This window comes from Candidatus Thiopontia autotrophica (assembly GCF_982804495.1).
On record NZ_CEYDPX010000003.1, the window covers coordinates 25,105 to 41,712 of the forward strand.

Sequence of the window (16,608 nt, forward strand, 5' to 3'; positions counted from 1 at the left end):
ATGCGGGCCTCAGTCATAAAAATTCAGCTCAAAATCCGAGCGCAGATTTTACCACTAATCACGCTCTTCGATCCACGACATCTGAATCGCCTCCAGCACTTTTTCCCCACCATGGTCAGGGTTGTCGGAAAACCCTTCCAGCTCCAACACAAAACGGTGCAGATCAACGAAGTTAATCGTCATCGGATCCATATCCGGATAGGCCTCATCCAATTCAATGGCAATATCATGTACATCTGTCCATCTTAAATTCATCTTAAAACTCTCATTTAATAGCTCAGGAAGCTCTTATCAGGTCATCCCCGCGCAGGCAGGAGACGAAGTAACCGAGGCACGAGGCGGGCTGATTACCTGGAGACGACTACTTAATTGTTTTCAGAAACCATGTTAATAGTATATTTAGGTATCTCAACCACCAGATCCTCATCTGCAACCACCGCCTGACAACTCAACCTGGAATCAAGGTCAAGCCCCCAAGCCTTGTCAAGCATATCATCCTCAGCCTCCTCATTCTCATTCAGAGAGTCCCCACCCTCTCGAACGTAACAGTGACAGGTGGTACAGGCACAGCTTTTTTCACAAGCATGTTCAAGCTCTACATCATTCTCCAACAGCGCATCAAGTATGGTTGTTCCAATCTCCGCCTCAATAACAGCCCCCTCAGGACAGAGCTCTTCGTGTGGCAATACAATTATCTGCGTCATTTCCCCTCTCCTATCTCATCCACACTTTTTCCAGATAAGGCATCATGAACTGAGCGATCCATTCTTCGAGCCGCATAAAATTCGCTCTCTCTATTGGTTTTCTCAATGGCCTTTTCTATCTCATCTCTATTGTCACCCAAGGAGATTTCACGCAGTCTGGCAATCAACTCTTCAAGTCGGGCCCTCTCATCACCACTCAATAAGGAGTCACCATCCTGCTGGAGTGCTGCCTCTAATGCGACAATGGTTCTGTCAGCTTCCACCTGTTGCTCTCGCAACATTCTCATATCACGGTCAGCCTCGGCAAAACGGTAAGAATCCTTTAGCATACCTTCTACTTCACCATCGCTTAGTCCATAGGATGGTTTTACCTCAATCTCCGCCTCCACCCCGCTATTCTCTTCTCGTGCAGAGACAGAGAGCAAGCCGTCTGCATCAACCTGAAAAGTTACCCGTATCCTGGCCGCCCCAGCCACCATTGGTGGAATGCCTCTCAACTCAAAACGGGCCAACGAACGGTTATCCTCAACCATCTCACGCTCACCCTGAACAACATGGATCGACATTGCTGTCTGTCCATCCTTGAAAGTGGTGAACTCCTGCGCTCTGGCAACCGGTATTGTGGTATTTCTGGGGATTACCACCTCTGTCATTCCACCCATAATCTCCAGACCAAGAGAGAGTGGTGTCACATCAAGCAGCAACAGCTCACCATCCTTTTTGTTGCCAACCAGAATATCAGCCTGAATGGCGGCACCTAGAGCTACCACACGTTCGGGATCGATTCCCTGCAGTGGAGTCTGCTCAAAAAACGTCTCCATCTCTTTTCTAACCAGAGGAACTCTTGTAGAACCTCCAACCAACACTATCTCGTTAATCTCATCTCTCTCTACACCGGCATCACGTATTGCGCGTCGCACAATTCTCATGGTCTTCTTAACAACTGGCGCAACCAGCTCATCAAATTGCTCTCTTGTAAGCACCCCCTGCCACACCGCTGAATTACCATGTTGCAGAGTCAATTCAACCTCTTCAGATTTGGTCAATGCCTCCTTTGCATTGCGGGCCTCTGTCAACAGATACTGAAGAGACAAGGTCTCATCTCCTGCCTCTCTACTCATCCACTCCGCAACCAGATGATCCATGTCATCTCCGCCCAACACCGCATCACCACCAGTTGAGAGCACCTCAAAAACCCCACGGGTCAGGCGCAGAATTGAGATATCAAAGGTGCCTCCACCAAAATCATAAACGGCATGGATCCCCTCTGGCTGTGAATCCAGGCCATATGCAACTGCTGCTGCAGTTGGCTCGTTAAGCAGGCGCAACACATTCAATCCTGCCAATTTTGCAGCATCCTTGGTTGCCTGACGCTGCGCATCATCAAAGTATGCAGGAACTGTAATAACAACCCCCTCCAGATCACTACCCAGAGTACTTTCTGCACGTCTGTTGAGAACAGAGAGGATCTCTGCCGAAACCTCAATAGGGCTAACCGCACCTGCAGCTGTCTTGATTCTTGGGACTGATGATTGGGTCTCAATAAACGAGTATGGATACTGCCTTGATACGTCTTTAAGCTCTTCAACACTCTTGCCCATGATGCGCTTGATTGACACTAGTGTATTAATTGGGTCATCTACAGCAGATTCACGCGCTAAATATCCAACGGTTGGGGCTTTCGACCCTGCATGATATCTAACTACAGATGGAAGCATATGCTCTCCATTATCATCTGGCAGGGTTTCGGCAGATCCACTACGCACAGAGGCAACCAATGAATTGGTTGTGCCCAAATCAATCCCTGCTGCAAGATGATGCTGATGTGGTGCGGACGATTGTCCAGGTTCGGAAATCTGTAACAGTGCCATGGAGACCTCTTAAATTAAATCATCCAGCATGGTTTCTGCCTGATGGTAGAGACGGCTGAAGAATTGCATTCTCTGGATAGTTTGACGTGCCTCTTCATGCGAGCTCTCCCATTGCCGGGTAAATTGTTCACCCTGTTCTCTGATGCGCTCATCCATCTGCATTACAAAGCGGTCAAGAGCACTCCCTGGATCACTGCCGTGCTGGATCTCATCCAGCTCCTCACGCAGCTCCATCTGCTCCAGCAGAAACTGGTTGTCACGAAGAGTCTCTCCATCTGTACCCAGATCGACTTCATTCAGCTCCAAGAGATAACGTGCCCGCTCAATCGGGTCGCGTAACACACGGTTTCCTTCATTGATCCTCGAGGCCATCTGCAGCGAAAGTCTGCGCTCTTGTGCTGAAGAGCTGGCAAAGCGATCAGGATGAAACAACTGTTGTAGCTCACGATAACTTTCCGCAAGCCTTCCCTTGTCAACTGAGTAGCTGACAGGAATCCCAAACAGTTCGAAGTAGTTGGTTGTAAGATCCATAAGGCTCAAACATTAAAGCTCTCACCACACCCACAGCTGTTTTTTACATTAGGGTTATTGAACTGAAAGCCCTCGTTCAGCCCCTCTTTCCCGTAATCCAGCTCTGTACCATCCAGATATACCATACTCTTTGGGTCAACGATTATCTTGACACCATCCAGCTCAAATATCTGGTCATCATCCTCAACCTCATCGACAAACTCGAGCACATAGGCCATACCGGAACATCCAGATGTTTTTACTCCAAGGCGCAGGCCAACACCCTGGCCACGATTATCCAGAAAACTCTTAACCCGTTCTGCTGCTGCAGATGTCATTGTAATTGCCATCTCTAATTCCTAGTCTCTGTGGAGTGTATTCAGTGTGCCGCCCACTGTACTGTACTAAGGTCGATACCATCCTTGTACATATCCCATAATGGTGATAGCTCGCGCAGTTTATTTACATGATGAACAGCCAGAGAGACTGCTTCATCAACCTCATCCTCGGTAGTAAAACGGCCGAAGGTAAAACGGATAGAGCTATGCGCCAACTCATCATTTCTCCCGATTGCGCGCAGCACATAAGATGGTTCAAGGCTGGCTGAGGTACAGGCAGATCCGGAGGATACTGCCAGCCTGTTTAGTGCCATCATCAATGATTCACCCTCTACAAAATTGAAACTGACATTTATGTTTCCAGGAACACGGTTCTTGAGATCTCCGTTGACATAGACCTCTTCCATCTCCTTGATGCCATCAAGGAAACGGTCACGCAGAGCCTCCAGACGAACTGACTCCTCTGCCATCTCCTCTTTTGCGATACGGAAGGCCTCGCCCATTCCTGCAATCTGATGTACAGCAAGCGTTCCGGAGCGCATGCCACGCTCATGACCACCGCCATGCATCTGTGCCTCCAGCCTTACACGCGGCTTGCGTCTAACATAGAGAGCACCAACACCCTTGGGGCCATAAACCTTATGTGCCGAGAATGACATCAGGTCAATATTCATTCTGTTTACATCAATCTCCACCTTGCCAGCACTCTGTGCCGCATCTGAATGGAAGAAAATTTTGCGTTCGCGCGTTAACTTTCCAATTGCCTCCAGGTCCTGCACCACCCCAATCTCGTTATTAACGTGCATAATGGAGACCAGAATTGTGTCATCACGCAGAGCTGCCTCCAGCCTGGATATATCTATAAGTCCGTCAGACTCCGGCTGCAGATAGGTAATCTCATAACCCTCACGCTCCAGTTGGCGACAGCTATCAAGAACCGCTTTATGCTCAATTGAGCTGGTGACAATATGTTTACCCTTCTTGTGATAAAAGTGGGCAATCCCCTTGATGGCAAGGTTATCCGATTCTGTAGCGCCCGATGTCCAGATAATCTCTTTGGGATCTGCCCCAATCAGTTGAGCAACATCCTCTCTAGCGCTCTCGACCGCATCCTCTGCCTCCCACCCATAGACATGAGATTTGGAGGCCGGGTTACCAAACTTGGTATCAGCTGTAAGGTACTGCACCATCACCTCAGCAACACGCGGATCAACCGGGGTAGTTGCTGAGTTATCCAGATATATGGGGCGACTGCTGGATTGGTTATTTGATTGTGTCATCATTTATCTACTCGTAAATTTCCATATCAAGAAGCAAGCTCCCACCATGCTCTTCACAAGAGCCATACTTCTCTTTCGTTGATTGCTGATATTGTACCATTTTGATCTACTTCACTTAACCCCAGGCTGTCATACTAACGGCTGACGACTGCGATAATGCAATCTCTGACAATGCATCCAGAAACAGATCTATTTCATCTCTGGTAACTCCTCTGCAGAGGCTTACTCTCACTGCACTCTTTGCCTGTTGCCCGGAAATGCCCATAGCCATCAAAACATGGCTCGGGTCTGTTTTTCCAGCCTGACAGGCTGATCCACTCGAGAGACAAAAACCACGCTGGTCAAGCTGCATCAACATGGTCTCACCCTCAACCGCGGTGATGATCATCATTACCGTATTGGGTAATCTATCTGCCGTCTCAGCCACAATCTCTATTCCATCTATATTCTTAAGTCCGGCCTCAAGATATCTTCTTGTCTCCAACAAGCTGGCACCACTATCTTTCAGATTATTGACTGACAACAGTGCTGCAGCACCAAATCCTACTATTGCAGGGACATTTTCGGTGCCTGAACGCAGCCCCATCTCCTGGCCTCCACCATTAATAATCGGGCTCAGTTCCAGGGATGGCGCCAATATCAATGCTGCCACCCCCTTTGGTCCATACATCTTGTGGGCTGAAACAGTCATGCAATCTACATTCAGTTCGGTAAAGTTCAGTGGAATTTTTCCTGCTGCCTGACTTGCATCGACATGGACAACTGCACCAATCTTGTGAGCCTGCTCAACTACTGGTGCAATATTCTGGATCACTCCAGTCTCATTATTGGCCAACATTACAGAGACGATTGAGGGATAATTTGCCCTAATCTGCTTCAGAGCCTCATCCCCAAACAACCCATTATGATCTACCTGAAGCTGAACAACATCCCAACCACTATGCTCCATACTATTGGCAGCAGAGAGAATGCTTGCATGCTCTGTCGAGCCAACCGCAACCACCTTATTAGTTAAGTTTTTAGATGATAATGATTTGGCAATACCATGAATTGCAAGATGATTTGCCTCTGTTCCACTTCCTGTAAAAATAATTTGGTCAACCGAAACATTCAGCAATTCGGCAACCTGCGCCCTGGCCTTCTCTATCGCATTTCTGGCGATCCGACCATAACGGTGGCGTGATGATGGGTTACCCATGTTCTCGGACCAGAATGGTCGCATTGCCTCAAAAACCTTTGAGGCAAGTGGTGTCGTTGCATTGCAGTCAAGATAGAGAGCCATCGGTACATTACAAAAAGTAACTGTCAGGCTGCTGCCTCTTCTTGCAATGCGTTACCATGGCAACGATTCAACTCATGGATGCTCTTGTTCTTTGTAAGTGCACCCAATGAGATAGAAGAGAGAAAATCCTGAATCTGGTCACTAAGATCAGTCCACAGATCATGAGTCAGACAACTGTGGTCCCCCTGACAATTTCCATCACCCTTGCACTTTCTAACATCAATAGCCTCATCCACTGCAAGAATAATCTCCGAGATAGCAATATCATTGGCTCTCTGCGCCAAGCGGTAACCACCCCCAGGTCCACGTGAGCTTTTGACCAACCCCTTTTTCCTCAACTTGGCAAAAAGTTGTTCGAGATAGGAGAGTGATATCCCCTGTCGTCCAGAAATTTCAGAGAGTGTAATTGGCCCACAGCCTTCGTTAATTGCCAGATCCAGCATGGCAGTAACCGCATACCTTCCTTTTGTTGTCAGACGCATAAGGTCTCCTCAGCTTAAATAATAATAACCCAGAAAATTACTGTGGTTATATTGCTTTAACTGACTAAAAAGGTCAAGTTTATTTTGCGGCTTCTGAACTGCCTGTTAGACCACTACTATCAACTGTTACAGAACATGCGTCACTATCACAATCAACATCACAGGACTGCTTGCGGATTGAACAGGATACGTTTATTGCGGGAAGATCAACCCCCTCAACCTCACCACCAATCTGCTTGATGGCATCGCACATCTGCTCCATCTGTGAATCCATAGCGTGCACATGGTCCAGAATGCAGTTTATGGCATTAGCAACGGGATCCGGCATTTCGCTGGAGGCGCCATAGGCATCGAAACCAATCTTCTTGGCAAACTCCTCAACATGAGGATTAATTGGTTTCTTGCGCTGAATAATACGTGCAGGAATACCAACAACCGTGGCCCCATTGGGTACATCCTTGACCACAACAGAATTGGATCCTACCCGTGCACCCTCACCAAGCACGATTGGACCAAGAATCTTTGCCCCTGCTCCAACCACCACATTATTCTCAAGTGTAGGGTGACGTTTACCCTTGTCCCAACTGGTTCCACCCAGAGTAACGCCATGATATAGAGTACAATCATCGCCAATCATCGTAGTCTCACCAATCACCACCCCCATACCGTGATCAATGAAAAAACGTCGGCCAATGGTTGCGGCAGGGTGAATCTCGATTCCGGTTATCCAGCGAACAATGGTGGACAACCAGCGTGCAACCCCTCGCAATCCAACATTCCATATCTTGTGGTTAAAACGGTGCATCAATACCGCAAACACACCTGGGTATGAGATCAAAACCTCAACAGAATTTCTTGCCGAGGGGTCTCTTTCGAATACGCACTGAATATCTTCTTTTATACGCTTAAACATTGCTCGTCAACTTTCCAAAATCCCAATCAAATTATTATTGCAAGATTATACATTTCTGGAACGGCCCATATTGGAATTGATAGAGGTAAGAATACCCCTAAGAATATTAATCTCATTGTGATCCACCTCTGCCCTGTTAAACAGTCTACGCAGACGACGCATTACCTGTCTGGGGTTTTCTGGATCAAGAAAACCGGTCTCGATAATTACCTTCTCAATATGCCCAAAAAGGCCCTCCATCTCATCCGCTGTTGCCAATGGATATTGACGCACAACCTCTCCAACAGGTCGCTTTAATTGTGTACCTCTCTGCATCATCAACTCATAAGCAAGAACCTGCACTGCAGCCCCAAGATTCAGTGAAGAGTAATCCTGACTGGTTGGGATCCTCATCAACAGATTACAGCGATCCAGCTCCTCATTACTAAGCCCGGAATCTTCTCGACCAAACAGTACCGCAACCTCCCCCTTGAGAGACTCATCCATAACTCTCTCGGCACACTCCCTTGGATCAAGCTCAGGCAGATACAGGTTTCTGGGACGTGCGGTAGTTCCGATAACCAGAGAGCACCCATTCAGCGCCTCATCTACCGTTTTGACAACAGAGGCGTTCATCAAAATATCATCTGCCCCTGATGCCCGCGAGGTCGCCTCAGCACATGGAAACTGTTTTGGATTAACCAACACCAGCTGGTCAAGAGACATATTCTTCATGGCACGCGCAGCGCCTCCAATATTTCCCGGATGGGAAGTCTCTACCAGCACAAACCTTACCCTCAGGTGATTCATATCAGAATATCCATTATCAATGCCAAGAACGCTCTGATTAAGTCACTTCGTAACTCTATCAGATCTCCCCCACAAGTTATCTTATGGTGGTTCCCTAACCATACTTTACTGTTTTGAGTGGCCGATAGTATACCAGTAGAGTAAAATCCTTCTCCCTATATCACTTCTCAGGATCTTGTTATGAACCCAATGCTCAATACAGCCGTCAAGGCAGCGCGTCGTGCAGGCTCTGTAATTCTGCGCTCCATTGACAGACTGGATGCACTTAACATTGAATCCAAGGGAAAGAATGACTTTGTCTCCGAGGTTGATCGCAAGGCAGAGGCTGAAATAATAAAAATCCTTCACCAAGCCTATCCAGACCACTCTATTCTGGCCGAAGAGAATGGCTCCTTTGAGGGCAATGAGTACAAATGGATTATTGATCCTCTGGATGGCACCACGAATTACCTGCATGGATTTCCGGTTTTCTCAGTCTCTATCGCCCTGGCATTTGGTGACAACCTCCTTCACGCCGTTGTCTATGATCCGTTGAGGGATGAGCTTTTTACTGCCTCCAAGGGCGATGGCGCCATGCTCAACAATCGTCGTATTCGCACCACCAACCGAAAAGGGATTAGCGGGTCTCTGCTGGGCACAGGGTTTCCATTCAAGGACCAGCAGCATCTTGAGGTATATATGGAGACTTTCAAGGCACTATTTCCTGACAGTGCAGGAATACGTCGTGCCGGATCGGCCGCGATTGATCTAGCCTATGTGGCCGCTGGCAGGCTGGATGGCTTTTGGGAGATTGGGCTCAACCCATGGGATATAGCTGCCGGTGCGCTACTGGTCTCCGAGGCTGGTGGTGTGTGTAGTGATTTTTCCGGTGGCGCCGATTTTCTGAAGACAGGAAATGTTATTGCTGGTGGGCTGGAGGTGCATGGTGCCATCCAAAAGACGATTGCCCCGCTACTACCTAACAATCTGAAACGATAGTATAAATCCTTGCGAAAGTGATCGCAGCCTCACACGGGTAACCGTCTGTGGCCTGGACGACCACAGGCGAGCGACACAGGGATGTGCTTGAGCGTGTTGCATGGGTGAGGCTGTGATTATTTTGGTAAAAACTGTAGCGCATATATCAACGCATCCTCGCGCTTTCCGCCAGCCACGCGATAGTAGTTATCACGTACACCAATCTCGTTAAATCCAAGCTTGAGATATAGGTTCTGAGCAGAGATATTGGATAGTCTCACCTCCAGAAAAAGCATCTCAGAACCTTTGCTTCGCGCCCGCTCTATCAGCCAGCTCAACAGAATCTCTCCCATCCCTTTTTTCTGTGACTCCGGATCAATGGCGATATTGAGCAGCTGAGACTCTCCACCACCACTGGAAAGCACACCATATCCAACAATCTTGTTGCGCTGTTCCATCACTACCAGAAGTGATCCAGCCTCGATTGAGTCGATGAATATCTGTCTGGACCATGGAAATGGGTAGACCTGTTGTTCGATCTCCAACACACCCTCAAGATCTGCCTCCCCCATCTGACGAATATTGAGGTCAGCCATCAATCCTCTTCTTTACTCGCTTCAAGGCCTCCCATGCGTGCCGCTTGTCACTTTTATGCTGCATCAGGTGGGATGGGTGAAAGGTGTACTCAACCAGGGTATGGTTGATGACGTCACCACCCAACTGGATTACCGCTTGCGCCGATGATTCTCTGATACGCCCCACAAGATATTGCTGGAACTCCTGTTGAGAGAGCAGCTCCGGTTTGAGGATAGTTATCTGCTGAACCTCTGCACCACTAATTTCTATAGCCTGCAGCATGTTGTCGAGAAGGATTCTCTCCTCTCCGTCAAGCGAGGTGGTTATGACAAGTAGCGGTGATGTTGCTACTTTGCTCTCTTCAACATATCTGGAAAATTCATTGTCGTCGCTATTGGTGGTACTGTTTTCAGTACTATCTCTGCGTACCCACTGCTGAATACCCATTATATTCAAATATGGTGACTGCATATTTACTTTCTTATCATCCATACCACCCAGCCAACCAGCGCAAAAATCAGCAACAATTCAAACGCAGCAAAAATCATAATTGAGGATGTTCACGTCCTTTTGGTTCTGCAACACGGTTCAGTGCGTGGATATAGGCTTTGGCAGAAGCGATTACAATGTCGGTATCTGCCCCCTGGCCATTGATGAAACCGCCATTCTTTTCGAGCCGTACAGTAACCTCACCCTGAGCATCGGTACCCTCGGTTATGCTGTTGACCGAGTAGAGGTCAAGCTTTGCATGACTCTCCACCAGAGACTCAATAGCACCAAACACGGCATCAACCGGACCCGCACCCGTTGCCTTGGCCGTCTTCTCCTCTCCATCAACAAGTACAGTAACCTCAGCATTGGGGATTTCACCTGTCTCGGAGCAGACATGAAGCGAGATCAATCGGTAACACTCGTCAGCACACCACTGCACTGAGTCTGTCGCCAGCGCCTGTAGATCTTCATCATAAATCTCATGCTTCTTGTCGGCCAGATCCTTGAAGCGGGCGAAGGCCTCGTTCAGCTCTTCCTGAGAACCAAACTCAACTCCAAGATCACTCAGCCTGGTCTTGAATGCATTACGTCCGGAGTGTTTACCCAGTACCATACGGTTTGCCGACCAACCGACATCCTCAGCACGCATGATCTCGTAAGTTTCACGCTGTTTTAGTACACCGTCCTGGTGAATTCCAGACTCATGAGCAAATGCGTTGGCCCCCACCACTGCCTTGTTGGGCTGCACCGGGAATCCGGTGATACCGGAAACCATTTTAGAACATGGAACAATTTGTGTGGTATCAAGACGAGTATCACAGCTAAACAGATCCTGCCTGGTTCGCACGGCCATAACCACCTCTTCCAGTGATGCATTACCTGCGCGCTCACCAAGACCATTGATCGTACACTCAACCTGACGAGCCCCATTAAGAACAGCCGAGAGTGAGTTGCCAACCGCCAGCCCAAGATCATTATGGCAGTGAACCGAGAAAATAGCCTTGTCCGAATTTGGAACACGTTCAATAAGGTCGCTGATCAACCCACCAAACTGGTGCGGCAGATTATAACCAACCGTATCTGGAATATTAAGAGTGGTTGCCCCTGCATCGATAACTGCCTCCAGAATTCTGCAGAGAAAATCAGGCTCTGAACGCCCTGCATCCTCAGGAGAGAACTCAACATCATCGGTATATTCTCGTGCCCACTTGACGGCTTGCACCGCCTGCTCCACCACCTGATCTGGAGACATTCTAAGTTTTTTCTCCATATGAATTGGTGAGGTTGCAATAAAGGTATGGATTCTTCCCTTGGCCGCAGGTTCCAGAGCTCGACCGGCTGTCTCGATATCCTTCTTCAGAGCACGCGCCAGACCACAGACCGTACTCTCACTGATCGCTCCAGCAACTGCTCTAACCGACTCGAAGTCTCCCGGGCTTGCGATCGGAAAACCTGCCTCAATAACATCAACTCTCATCTTCTCCAGGGCACGTGCAATTCTTAACTTCTCATCCATATTCATGGATGCACCAGGACTCTGCTCACCATCACGCAGAGTGGTATCAAATATTATTAACTGATCCTTACTCATCACTATCTGCCTTGTCAGTTGAAAATTTATCTGTGGATTGTTCTACCACGGAACCCGAAGCTGCACGCTCCGCACGCTTCTTTCTAAGCTCCAGCAAGTTGGAGACTGGCCCCCAAATCGCATAAATCAAGAACCCTCCAAACAGAACCTGTGGTGGATCTGCCGATATCAATACTATCAACGCCACCATCAGAATCATGGCAACAAAAGGGATACGATCTTTGAGATTAAGCTCCTTGAAACTGTGATAGCGTATATTGCTGACCATCAACAATCCGGACAAGGCCGTAATCAGAGCCGCGATATAACTCAGCTCTAGCGGAACACCCTCACCGTAAAAACCGTAATCAACTGCAACCCAGACCATGCCTGCCACCACCGCCGCTGATGCAGGACTTGGCAACCCCTGAAAATACCTTTTGTCTGCACTGCTTACCTGAGTATTAAAACGGGCCAGACGAAGTGCTGCGCCTGCAGTATATATAAATGCAGCCAGCCACCCCAATTTACCCATGGCTGACAACCCCCAAAGATATACCACCAGCGCGGGTGCCACTCCAAACGAAACCATATCAGAGAGGCTGTCATACTCGGCGCCAAATTCAGTCTGGGTGTTGGTCATGCGAGCAACACGTCCATCCAGTCCATCCAGAACCATGGCAATAAAAATGGCGATAGCGGCCGCCTCATAGCTCCCTTTTATTGCCGAGATAATGGCAAAAAAACCAGCAAACAGGGCTGCGGTGGTAAACAGATTTGGGAGTAGATAGATCCCTCTTCTGCGCTGTTTTTCTACAGTTGTATTCATTCCTCCTATTATCGCTGATAGAGGCACACTGTCACAAATAAAAAAACGCCTGTACCGATTTTTATTCAGTACAGGCGTTTCTTATATGAATCCTTGTGAGGGAGATCTGATTAGGTCACGAAGTGACTTAATCAGAACTTTCCTAGTTTTTTGTCTTGTCGACGATCTTGTTCTCACTAAGGAATGGCATCATGGAGCGCAGCTGCTCACCCACCACCTCGATCTGGTGCGCTGCATTGTTGCGACGATGCGCTGTCATCTCAGGATAGTTGGCCTGTCCCTCAAGGATAAAGCGCTTTGCATATTCACCATTCTGAATATTCTTCAGAGCCTCCTTCATGGCCCAGCGACTCTCCTCATTGATCACCTCAGGACCAGTTACATACTCGCCATACTCCGCATTATTGGAAATCGAGTAGTTCATGTTGGCGATACCGCCCTCATACATCAGATCGACAATCAGCTTGAGCTCATGCAGGCACTCAAAGTATGCCATCTCTGGTGCATAGCCTCCCTCAACCAGAGTCTCAAATCCAGCCTTCACCAACTCAACCGCACCACCACACAGTACTGCCTGCTCACCAAACAGATCTGTCTCAGTCTCATCCTTGAAAGTTGTCTCGATGATTCCACTACGACCACCACCAATTGCAGATGCATATGAGAGCGCAATCTCTTTTGCATTACCACTGGCATCTTGTTGAATAGCGATAAGATCAGGAATACCGCCGCCTTTTACAAACTCACTGCGAACCGTGTGTCCAGGAGCCTTTGGCGCAACCATAATCACATTGAGATCGGCACGAGGCATGACCTGGTTGTAGTGGATTGCGAAACCGTGCGCGAAGGCCAATGTTGCGCCCTGCTTGAGCGATGGCTCAACCTCATTCTTGTAGAGCTGGGACTGAAACTCATCTGGAGTCAGAATCATCACCAGATCTGCCTCGGCAACAGCCTCAGGCACACTCTTTACTGCCAGTCCAGAGGCCTCAGCCTTGGCTGCAGAAGATGATCCGGGGCGAAGAGCAACTATAACGTCTACACCAGAATCCTTCAGGTTGTTGGCATGCGCATTCCCCTGGGAACCATAGCCGATAATAGCAACCTTCATCCCCTTGATAATGGAGAGGTCTGCATCTTTGTCATAATAAACGTTAATACTCATCTTTCTTCTTTCCCTAGATTACAAAAATTTTTAAATATAATGGTGTTACAAAACAGAGCGGCGAATTATCCACTAAAAAGCGACTGCGGACAATCAATCAGATTCTGAGGGCATCCTCACCACGGGCAATTCCGGAGACCCCGGAACGAACAACCTCCAGTATCGAGAATGGCTCCAGCGCAGATATAAATGCATTGATCTTCTCGCTATTTCCAAGCAACTCGATAACACATGCATGGTCAGTCTCGTCAACAACATCGGCATGATGCTCTGCAACCACCTGACGAACAGTATTACAATCAGCCTCAGACGCCATCACCTTGACCATGACCAACTCCCTCTCAATGTGTACTCCCTCCGTCAGGTCGACAAGGGTAACCACATCAATAAGTTTGTTCAGTTGCTTGTTGATCTGCTCAATAACCGCTTCGGTTCCAGATGTAACAATAGTCATTCTGGAGAGGGTTGGATCATTGGTGGGAGCAACTGTCAGGGTCTCGATGTTGTAACCACGAGCAGAGAAGAGTCCTGCAACCCGTGACAGTGCGCCGGCCTCATTCTCCATCAGCAGTGAAATAATGTGTCTTCTCATCGTAATACGTTCTCTATATCAGGATCATCTCGTTAAGACCTGCCCCAGCCGGCACCATCGGATATACATTCTCTTCAGGGTTGGTTATGAAATCCATAAAGACCAGACGGTCCCTCATTGCCAAAGCCTCTTCGAGTGCACCACGCACATCATCAGGATTCCTGATCTGCATTCCAACATGACCATAACTCTCTGCCAGCTTTACAAAGTCAGGCTGATGGTTACGTTCCAGCGTGACCTCGGAGTAGCGCCTCTCATAGAAAAACTCCTGCCACTGACGCACCATACCCAGATAACCGTTATTGAGATTGATAATCTTTAGTGGCAACGAGAATTCCTGACAGGTTGCCAGCTCCTGAATATTCATCTGGATACTGCCATCACCAGTTACCGTGCATACAGTAGCATCAGGGTGGGCAAACTGGGCTCCCATGGCTGCCGGAAGACCGAAACCCATTGTTCCAAGGCCACCAGAGTTGATCCAGTGACGCGGTTTGTCAAACTTGTAGTACTGTGCAGCAAACATCTGGTGCTGACCAACATCCGATACCACGTAGGCATCCCCATGAGTCACCTCATAGAGGGTTTGCAACACAAACTGTGGATGGATTACTCCACCAGAGTTGTCAAAGGCAAGACAATCCTCCTTGCGCCACTCATTGATCTCACCCCACCATGAAGCCAGTTTCTTCTCAGGCTGCTGCTGCAGAATTGTCACTATCTCACTGAGCACCTTCTTTACATCTCCTACAATAGGCATATCAACCTGTACATTTTTGGAGATAGATGACGGGTCAACATCGATATGGATAATTTTTGCCTGAGGGCAGAACTTCTCTATATTGCCGGTTACGCGATCATCAAAACGGGCACCAACAGCAATCAAAAGATCGGTATTGTGCATAGCCATATTGGCTTCATAGTTTCCATGCATCCCCAACATACCGATAAATTGTGGGTCGGTTGCCGGGTAACCACCAAGCCCCATTGTGGTATTAGTCACTGGAGCCCGCAGACGCTGCGCAACCTCTTTAAGCTCATCTGATGCATTACCAAGAATCACTCCTCCACCGGTATAGAGCACAGGCTTCTCAGCCTCAACCATCATCTCTACAGCCTGTTTGATCTTTTCATCTGGTAGATCAATGGATGTCTGGTATGAGCGAATCTCTACACTTTCAGGATAGCTGTACTCTGTCTTGAAACCAGATACATCCTTGGGTACATCAATAACTACAGGACCGGGGCGCCCGGTAGTTGCAATGGTAAACGCCTTCTTCAGTGTAATGGCCAGATCATCAACATTGGTAACCAGGAAATTATGTTTAACACAGGAGCGAGTAATGCCAACTGTATCCACCTCCTGAAAGGCATCATTTCCAATCAGTGGGGTTGGAACCTGTCCGGTAATAACTACCAGCGGAATGGAGTCCATATATGCTGTGGCAATACCAGTAACTGCATTGGTTGCGCCTGGGCCGGAGGTAACCAGCACCACTCCAGGCTTGCCGCTGGATCGAGCATAACCATCTGCTGCATGTACCGCACCCTGCTCATGACGGGTCAAAACATGCTTTACATCATCCTGTCGATAGATTGCATCGTAGATATGAAGTACAGCACCACCAGGGTAGCCAAAGATATACTCTACGCCCTCATCCCTGAGAAAATGTGTAATGACCTCTGCGCCCGATAACTCCACTTTTTTGCCTCTCAATCTACAATAATCTATCTGCTTTACGTATGATCTACACTGCTTTGATCTGCAGTCTCGCTCATAAGTTATAATTCAAATTCACGAACTGCTTATATTGCCTGTTTCAATAAACTGAAACAAGATCAAAAAGACGTTTTTTTATCAATTTAAAAATATATTTGCCATACATAACATCAGGTTATTTAAATGCCATACCTTAATATCGAGACCAATGTGTCGCTCGACCATGATGAAAAAGAGCGACTGATGGCGGACAGCTCAAAACTGCTTGCCGACCTGCTCCAAAAACCAGAGGGATATGTAATGATATCTATCCGTACCGATGCCAATCTGATGTTTGGTGGAACTACAGACCCATGCGCCTATCTTGAATTCAAGAGCCTTGGGTTGCCAGAATCATCTACCCAGTTTTTTTCAGATGCTATAACAAAACTGCTTGGTGCCAGAACAGGTATTCACAGTAACCGTATATATATTGAATTTTCTGCGCCCGCAAGACATATGTGGGGCTGGAATGGTGGAACTTTTTAAGGAATTTACC

The 16,608-nt window shown here is 48.0% G+C and carries 19 protein-coding genes; 2 read left to right on the forward strand and 17 right to left on the reverse strand.

The annotated features are described in order from the left end of the window. Window positions 1-54 precede the first annotated feature (54 nt). The 10 genes from iscX to AC3ZFK_RS02070 all read right to left on the reverse strand — a co-directional run bounded on the left by iscX (window position 55) and on the right by AC3ZFK_RS02070 (window position 8,169). Entirely contained in the window at window positions 55-255 is a 201-nt protein-coding gene (gene iscX / locus AC3ZFK_RS02025; RefSeq protein ID WP_487506157.1) for a Fe-S cluster assembly protein IscX, read from the reverse strand. 110 nt (window positions 256-365) lie between these two features. Further along, window positions 366-704: an ISC system 2Fe-2S type ferredoxin gene (gene fdx, locus AC3ZFK_RS02030; protein ID WP_487506156.1), complete on the reverse strand. Its 339-nt coding sequence runs from the start codon at window positions 702-704 to the stop codon at window positions 366-368. Further along, on the reverse strand, window positions 701-2,575 hold the full coding sequence (gene hscA, locus AC3ZFK_RS02035; RefSeq protein WP_487506155.1) for a Fe-S protein assembly chaperone HscA: 1,875 nt from the start codon (window positions 2,573-2,575) through the stop codon (window positions 701-703). The genes fdx and hscA overlap by 4 nt, the downstream gene beginning before the upstream one ends. Window positions 2,576-2,584: 9 nt before the next feature. Continuing rightward, complete coding sequence (gene hscB / locus AC3ZFK_RS02040) at window positions 2,585-3,106, reverse strand: Fe-S protein assembly co-chaperone HscB (RefSeq protein ID WP_487506154.1); 522 nt, start codon at window positions 3,104-3,106, stop codon at window positions 2,585-2,587. 5 nt (window positions 3,107-3,111) lie between these two features. After that, window positions 3,112-3,435, reverse strand: a complete 324-nt coding sequence (gene iscA, locus AC3ZFK_RS02045) for an iron-sulfur cluster assembly protein IscA (RefSeq protein WP_487506153.1) — start codon at window positions 3,433-3,435, stop codon at window positions 3,112-3,114. A 29-nt stretch (window positions 3,436-3,464) separates the two neighbouring features. Further along, complete coding sequence (locus tag AC3ZFK_RS02050) at window positions 3,465-4,703, reverse strand: IscS subfamily cysteine desulfurase (protein WP_487506152.1); 1,239 nt, start codon at window positions 4,701-4,703, stop codon at window positions 3,465-3,467. Between the two features lie 115 nt (window positions 4,704-4,818). Next, window positions 4,819-5,985 carry a cysteine desulfurase family protein gene (locus tag AC3ZFK_RS02055; protein WP_487506151.1) on the reverse strand — a complete coding sequence of 389 codons (1,167 nt, stop codon included), beginning with the start codon at window positions 5,983-5,985 and terminating at the stop codon, window positions 4,819-4,821. 23 nt (window positions 5,986-6,008) lie between these two features. Further along, entirely contained in the window at window positions 6,009-6,467 is a 459-nt protein-coding gene (locus tag AC3ZFK_RS02060) for an Rrf2 family transcriptional regulator (protein ID WP_487506150.1), read from the reverse strand. A gap of 79 nt (window positions 6,468-6,546) precedes the next feature. Further along, entirely contained in the window at window positions 6,547-7,380 is an 834-nt protein-coding gene (gene cysE / locus AC3ZFK_RS02065) for a serine O-acetyltransferase (protein ID WP_487506149.1), read from the reverse strand. Window positions 7,381-7,425: 45 nt separating this feature from the next. Further along, window positions 7,426-8,169 (reverse strand): RNA methyltransferase, encoded by a 744-nt coding sequence (locus tag AC3ZFK_RS02070; protein ID WP_487506148.1) that lies wholly within the window; start codon window positions 8,167-8,169, stop codon window positions 7,426-7,428. Between the two features lie 180 nt (window positions 8,170-8,349). On the opposite strand from AC3ZFK_RS02070, the gene AC3ZFK_RS02075 reads away from it, so the two are divergent. After that, window positions 8,350-9,147, forward strand: a complete 798-nt coding sequence (locus AC3ZFK_RS02075; protein WP_487506147.1) for an inositol monophosphatase family protein — start codon at window positions 8,350-8,352, stop codon at window positions 9,145-9,147. Window positions 9,148-9,263: 116 nt separating this feature from the next. On the opposite strand, the gene rimI is transcribed toward AC3ZFK_RS02075, so the two are convergent. The 7 genes from rimI to ilvB form a co-directional block, all read right to left on the reverse strand. Further along, window positions 9,264-9,722: a ribosomal protein S18-alanine N-acetyltransferase gene (rimI, locus tag AC3ZFK_RS02080; RefSeq protein ID WP_487506146.1), complete on the reverse strand. Its 459-nt coding sequence runs from the start codon at window positions 9,720-9,722 to the stop codon at window positions 9,264-9,266. After that, complete coding sequence (locus AC3ZFK_RS02085; protein WP_487506145.1) at window positions 9,715-10,173, reverse strand: DNA polymerase III subunit psi; 459 nt, start codon at window positions 10,171-10,173, stop codon at window positions 9,715-9,717. The genes rimI and AC3ZFK_RS02085 overlap by 8 nt, the downstream gene beginning before the upstream one ends. Before the next feature lie 73 nt (window positions 10,174-10,246). Next, window positions 10,247-11,785 (reverse strand): 2-isopropylmalate synthase, encoded by a 1,539-nt coding sequence (locus AC3ZFK_RS02090; protein ID WP_487506144.1) that lies wholly within the window; start codon window positions 11,783-11,785, stop codon window positions 10,247-10,249. Further along, window positions 11,778-12,593 (reverse strand): CDP-diacylglycerol--serine O-phosphatidyltransferase, encoded by an 816-nt coding sequence (gene pssA / locus AC3ZFK_RS02095; protein ID WP_487506143.1) that lies wholly within the window; start codon window positions 12,591-12,593, stop codon window positions 11,778-11,780. The genes AC3ZFK_RS02090 and pssA overlap by 8 nt, the downstream gene beginning before the upstream one ends. 142 nt (window positions 12,594-12,735) lie before the next feature. After that, window positions 12,736-13,752 (reverse strand): ketol-acid reductoisomerase, encoded by a 1,017-nt coding sequence (gene ilvC / locus AC3ZFK_RS02100; RefSeq protein WP_487506185.1) that lies wholly within the window; start codon window positions 13,750-13,752, stop codon window positions 12,736-12,738. Window positions 13,753-13,855: 103 nt separating this feature from the next. Further along, complete coding sequence (ilvN, locus tag AC3ZFK_RS02105) at window positions 13,856-14,350, reverse strand: acetolactate synthase small subunit (protein ID WP_487506142.1); 495 nt, start codon at window positions 14,348-14,350, stop codon at window positions 13,856-13,858. 13 nt (window positions 14,351-14,363) lie between these two features. Continuing rightward, on the reverse strand, window positions 14,364-16,052 hold the full coding sequence (ilvB, locus tag AC3ZFK_RS02110; protein WP_487506141.1) for a biosynthetic-type acetolactate synthase large subunit: 1,689 nt from the start codon (window positions 16,050-16,052) through the stop codon (window positions 14,364-14,366). A 201-nt stretch (window positions 16,053-16,253) separates the two neighbouring features. Here ilvB and AC3ZFK_RS02115 point away from each other — a divergent pair, with 201 nt between their 5' ends. After that, entirely contained in the window at window positions 16,254-16,598 is a 345-nt protein-coding gene (locus AC3ZFK_RS02115; RefSeq protein WP_487506140.1) for a phenylpyruvate tautomerase MIF-related protein, read from the forward strand. Window positions 16,599-16,608: the final 10 nt, after the last annotated feature.

Bases quoted from the DNA above. Each gene is read 5' to 3' on its own strand.
- iscX (WP_487506157.1), bottom strand. From the start codon at position 255: ATGAATTTAAGATGGACAGATGTACATGATATTGCCATTGAATTGGAT.
- AC3ZFK_RS02055 (WP_487506151.1), bottom strand. From the start codon at position 5,985: ATGGCTCTCTATCTTGACTGCAATGCAACGACACCACTTGCCTCAAAG.
- AC3ZFK_RS02075 (WP_487506147.1), top strand. From the start codon at position 8,350: ATGAACCCAATGCTCAATACAGCCGTCAAGGCAGCGCGTCGTGCAGGC.
- rimI (WP_487506146.1), bottom strand. From the start codon at position 9,722: ATGGCTGACCTCAATATTCGTCAGATGGGGGAGGCAGATCTTGAGGGT.
- pssA (WP_487506143.1), bottom strand. From the start codon at position 12,593: ATGAATACAACTGTAGAAAAACAGCGCAGAAGAGGGATCTATCTACTC.
- hscA (WP_487506155.1), bottom strand. From the start codon at position 2,575: ATGGCACTGTTACAGATTTCCGAACCTGGACAATCGTCCGCACCACAT.
- hscB (WP_487506154.1), bottom strand. From the start codon at position 3,106: ATGGATCTTACAACCAACTACTTCGAACTGTTTGGGATTCCTGTCAGC.
- AC3ZFK_RS02060 (WP_487506150.1), bottom strand. From the start codon at position 6,467: ATGCGTCTGACAACAAAAGGAAGGTATGCGGTTACTGCCATGCTGGAT.
- cysE (WP_487506149.1), bottom strand. From the start codon at position 7,380: ATGTTTAAGCGTATAAAAGAAGATATTCAGTGCGTATTCGAAAGAGAC.
- AC3ZFK_RS02115 (WP_487506140.1), top strand. From the start codon at position 16,254: ATGCCATACCTTAATATCGAGACCAATGTGTCGCTCGACCATGATGAA.
- iscA (WP_487506153.1), bottom strand. From the start codon at position 3,435: ATGGCAATTACAATGACATCTGCAGCAGCAGAACGGGTTAAGAGTTTT.
- fdx (WP_487506156.1), bottom strand. From the start codon at position 704: ATGACGCAGATAATTGTATTGCCACACGAAGAGCTCTGTCCTGAGGGG.
- AC3ZFK_RS02050 (WP_487506152.1), bottom strand. From the start codon at position 4,703: ATGACACAATCAAATAACCAATCCAGCAGTCGCCCCATATATCTGGAT.
- AC3ZFK_RS02090 (WP_487506144.1), bottom strand. From the start codon at position 11,785: ATGAGTAAGGATCAGTTAATAATATTTGATACCACTCTGCGTGATGGT.
- AC3ZFK_RS02070 (WP_487506148.1), bottom strand. From the start codon at position 8,169: ATGAATCACCTGAGGGTAAGGTTTGTGCTGGTAGAGACTTCCCATCCG.
- AC3ZFK_RS02085 (WP_487506145.1), bottom strand. From the start codon at position 10,173: ATGCAGTCACCATATTTGAATATAATGGGTATTCAGCAGTGGGTACGC.
- ilvN (WP_487506142.1), bottom strand. From the start codon at position 14,350: ATGAGAAGACACATTATTTCACTGCTGATGGAGAATGAGGCCGGCGCA.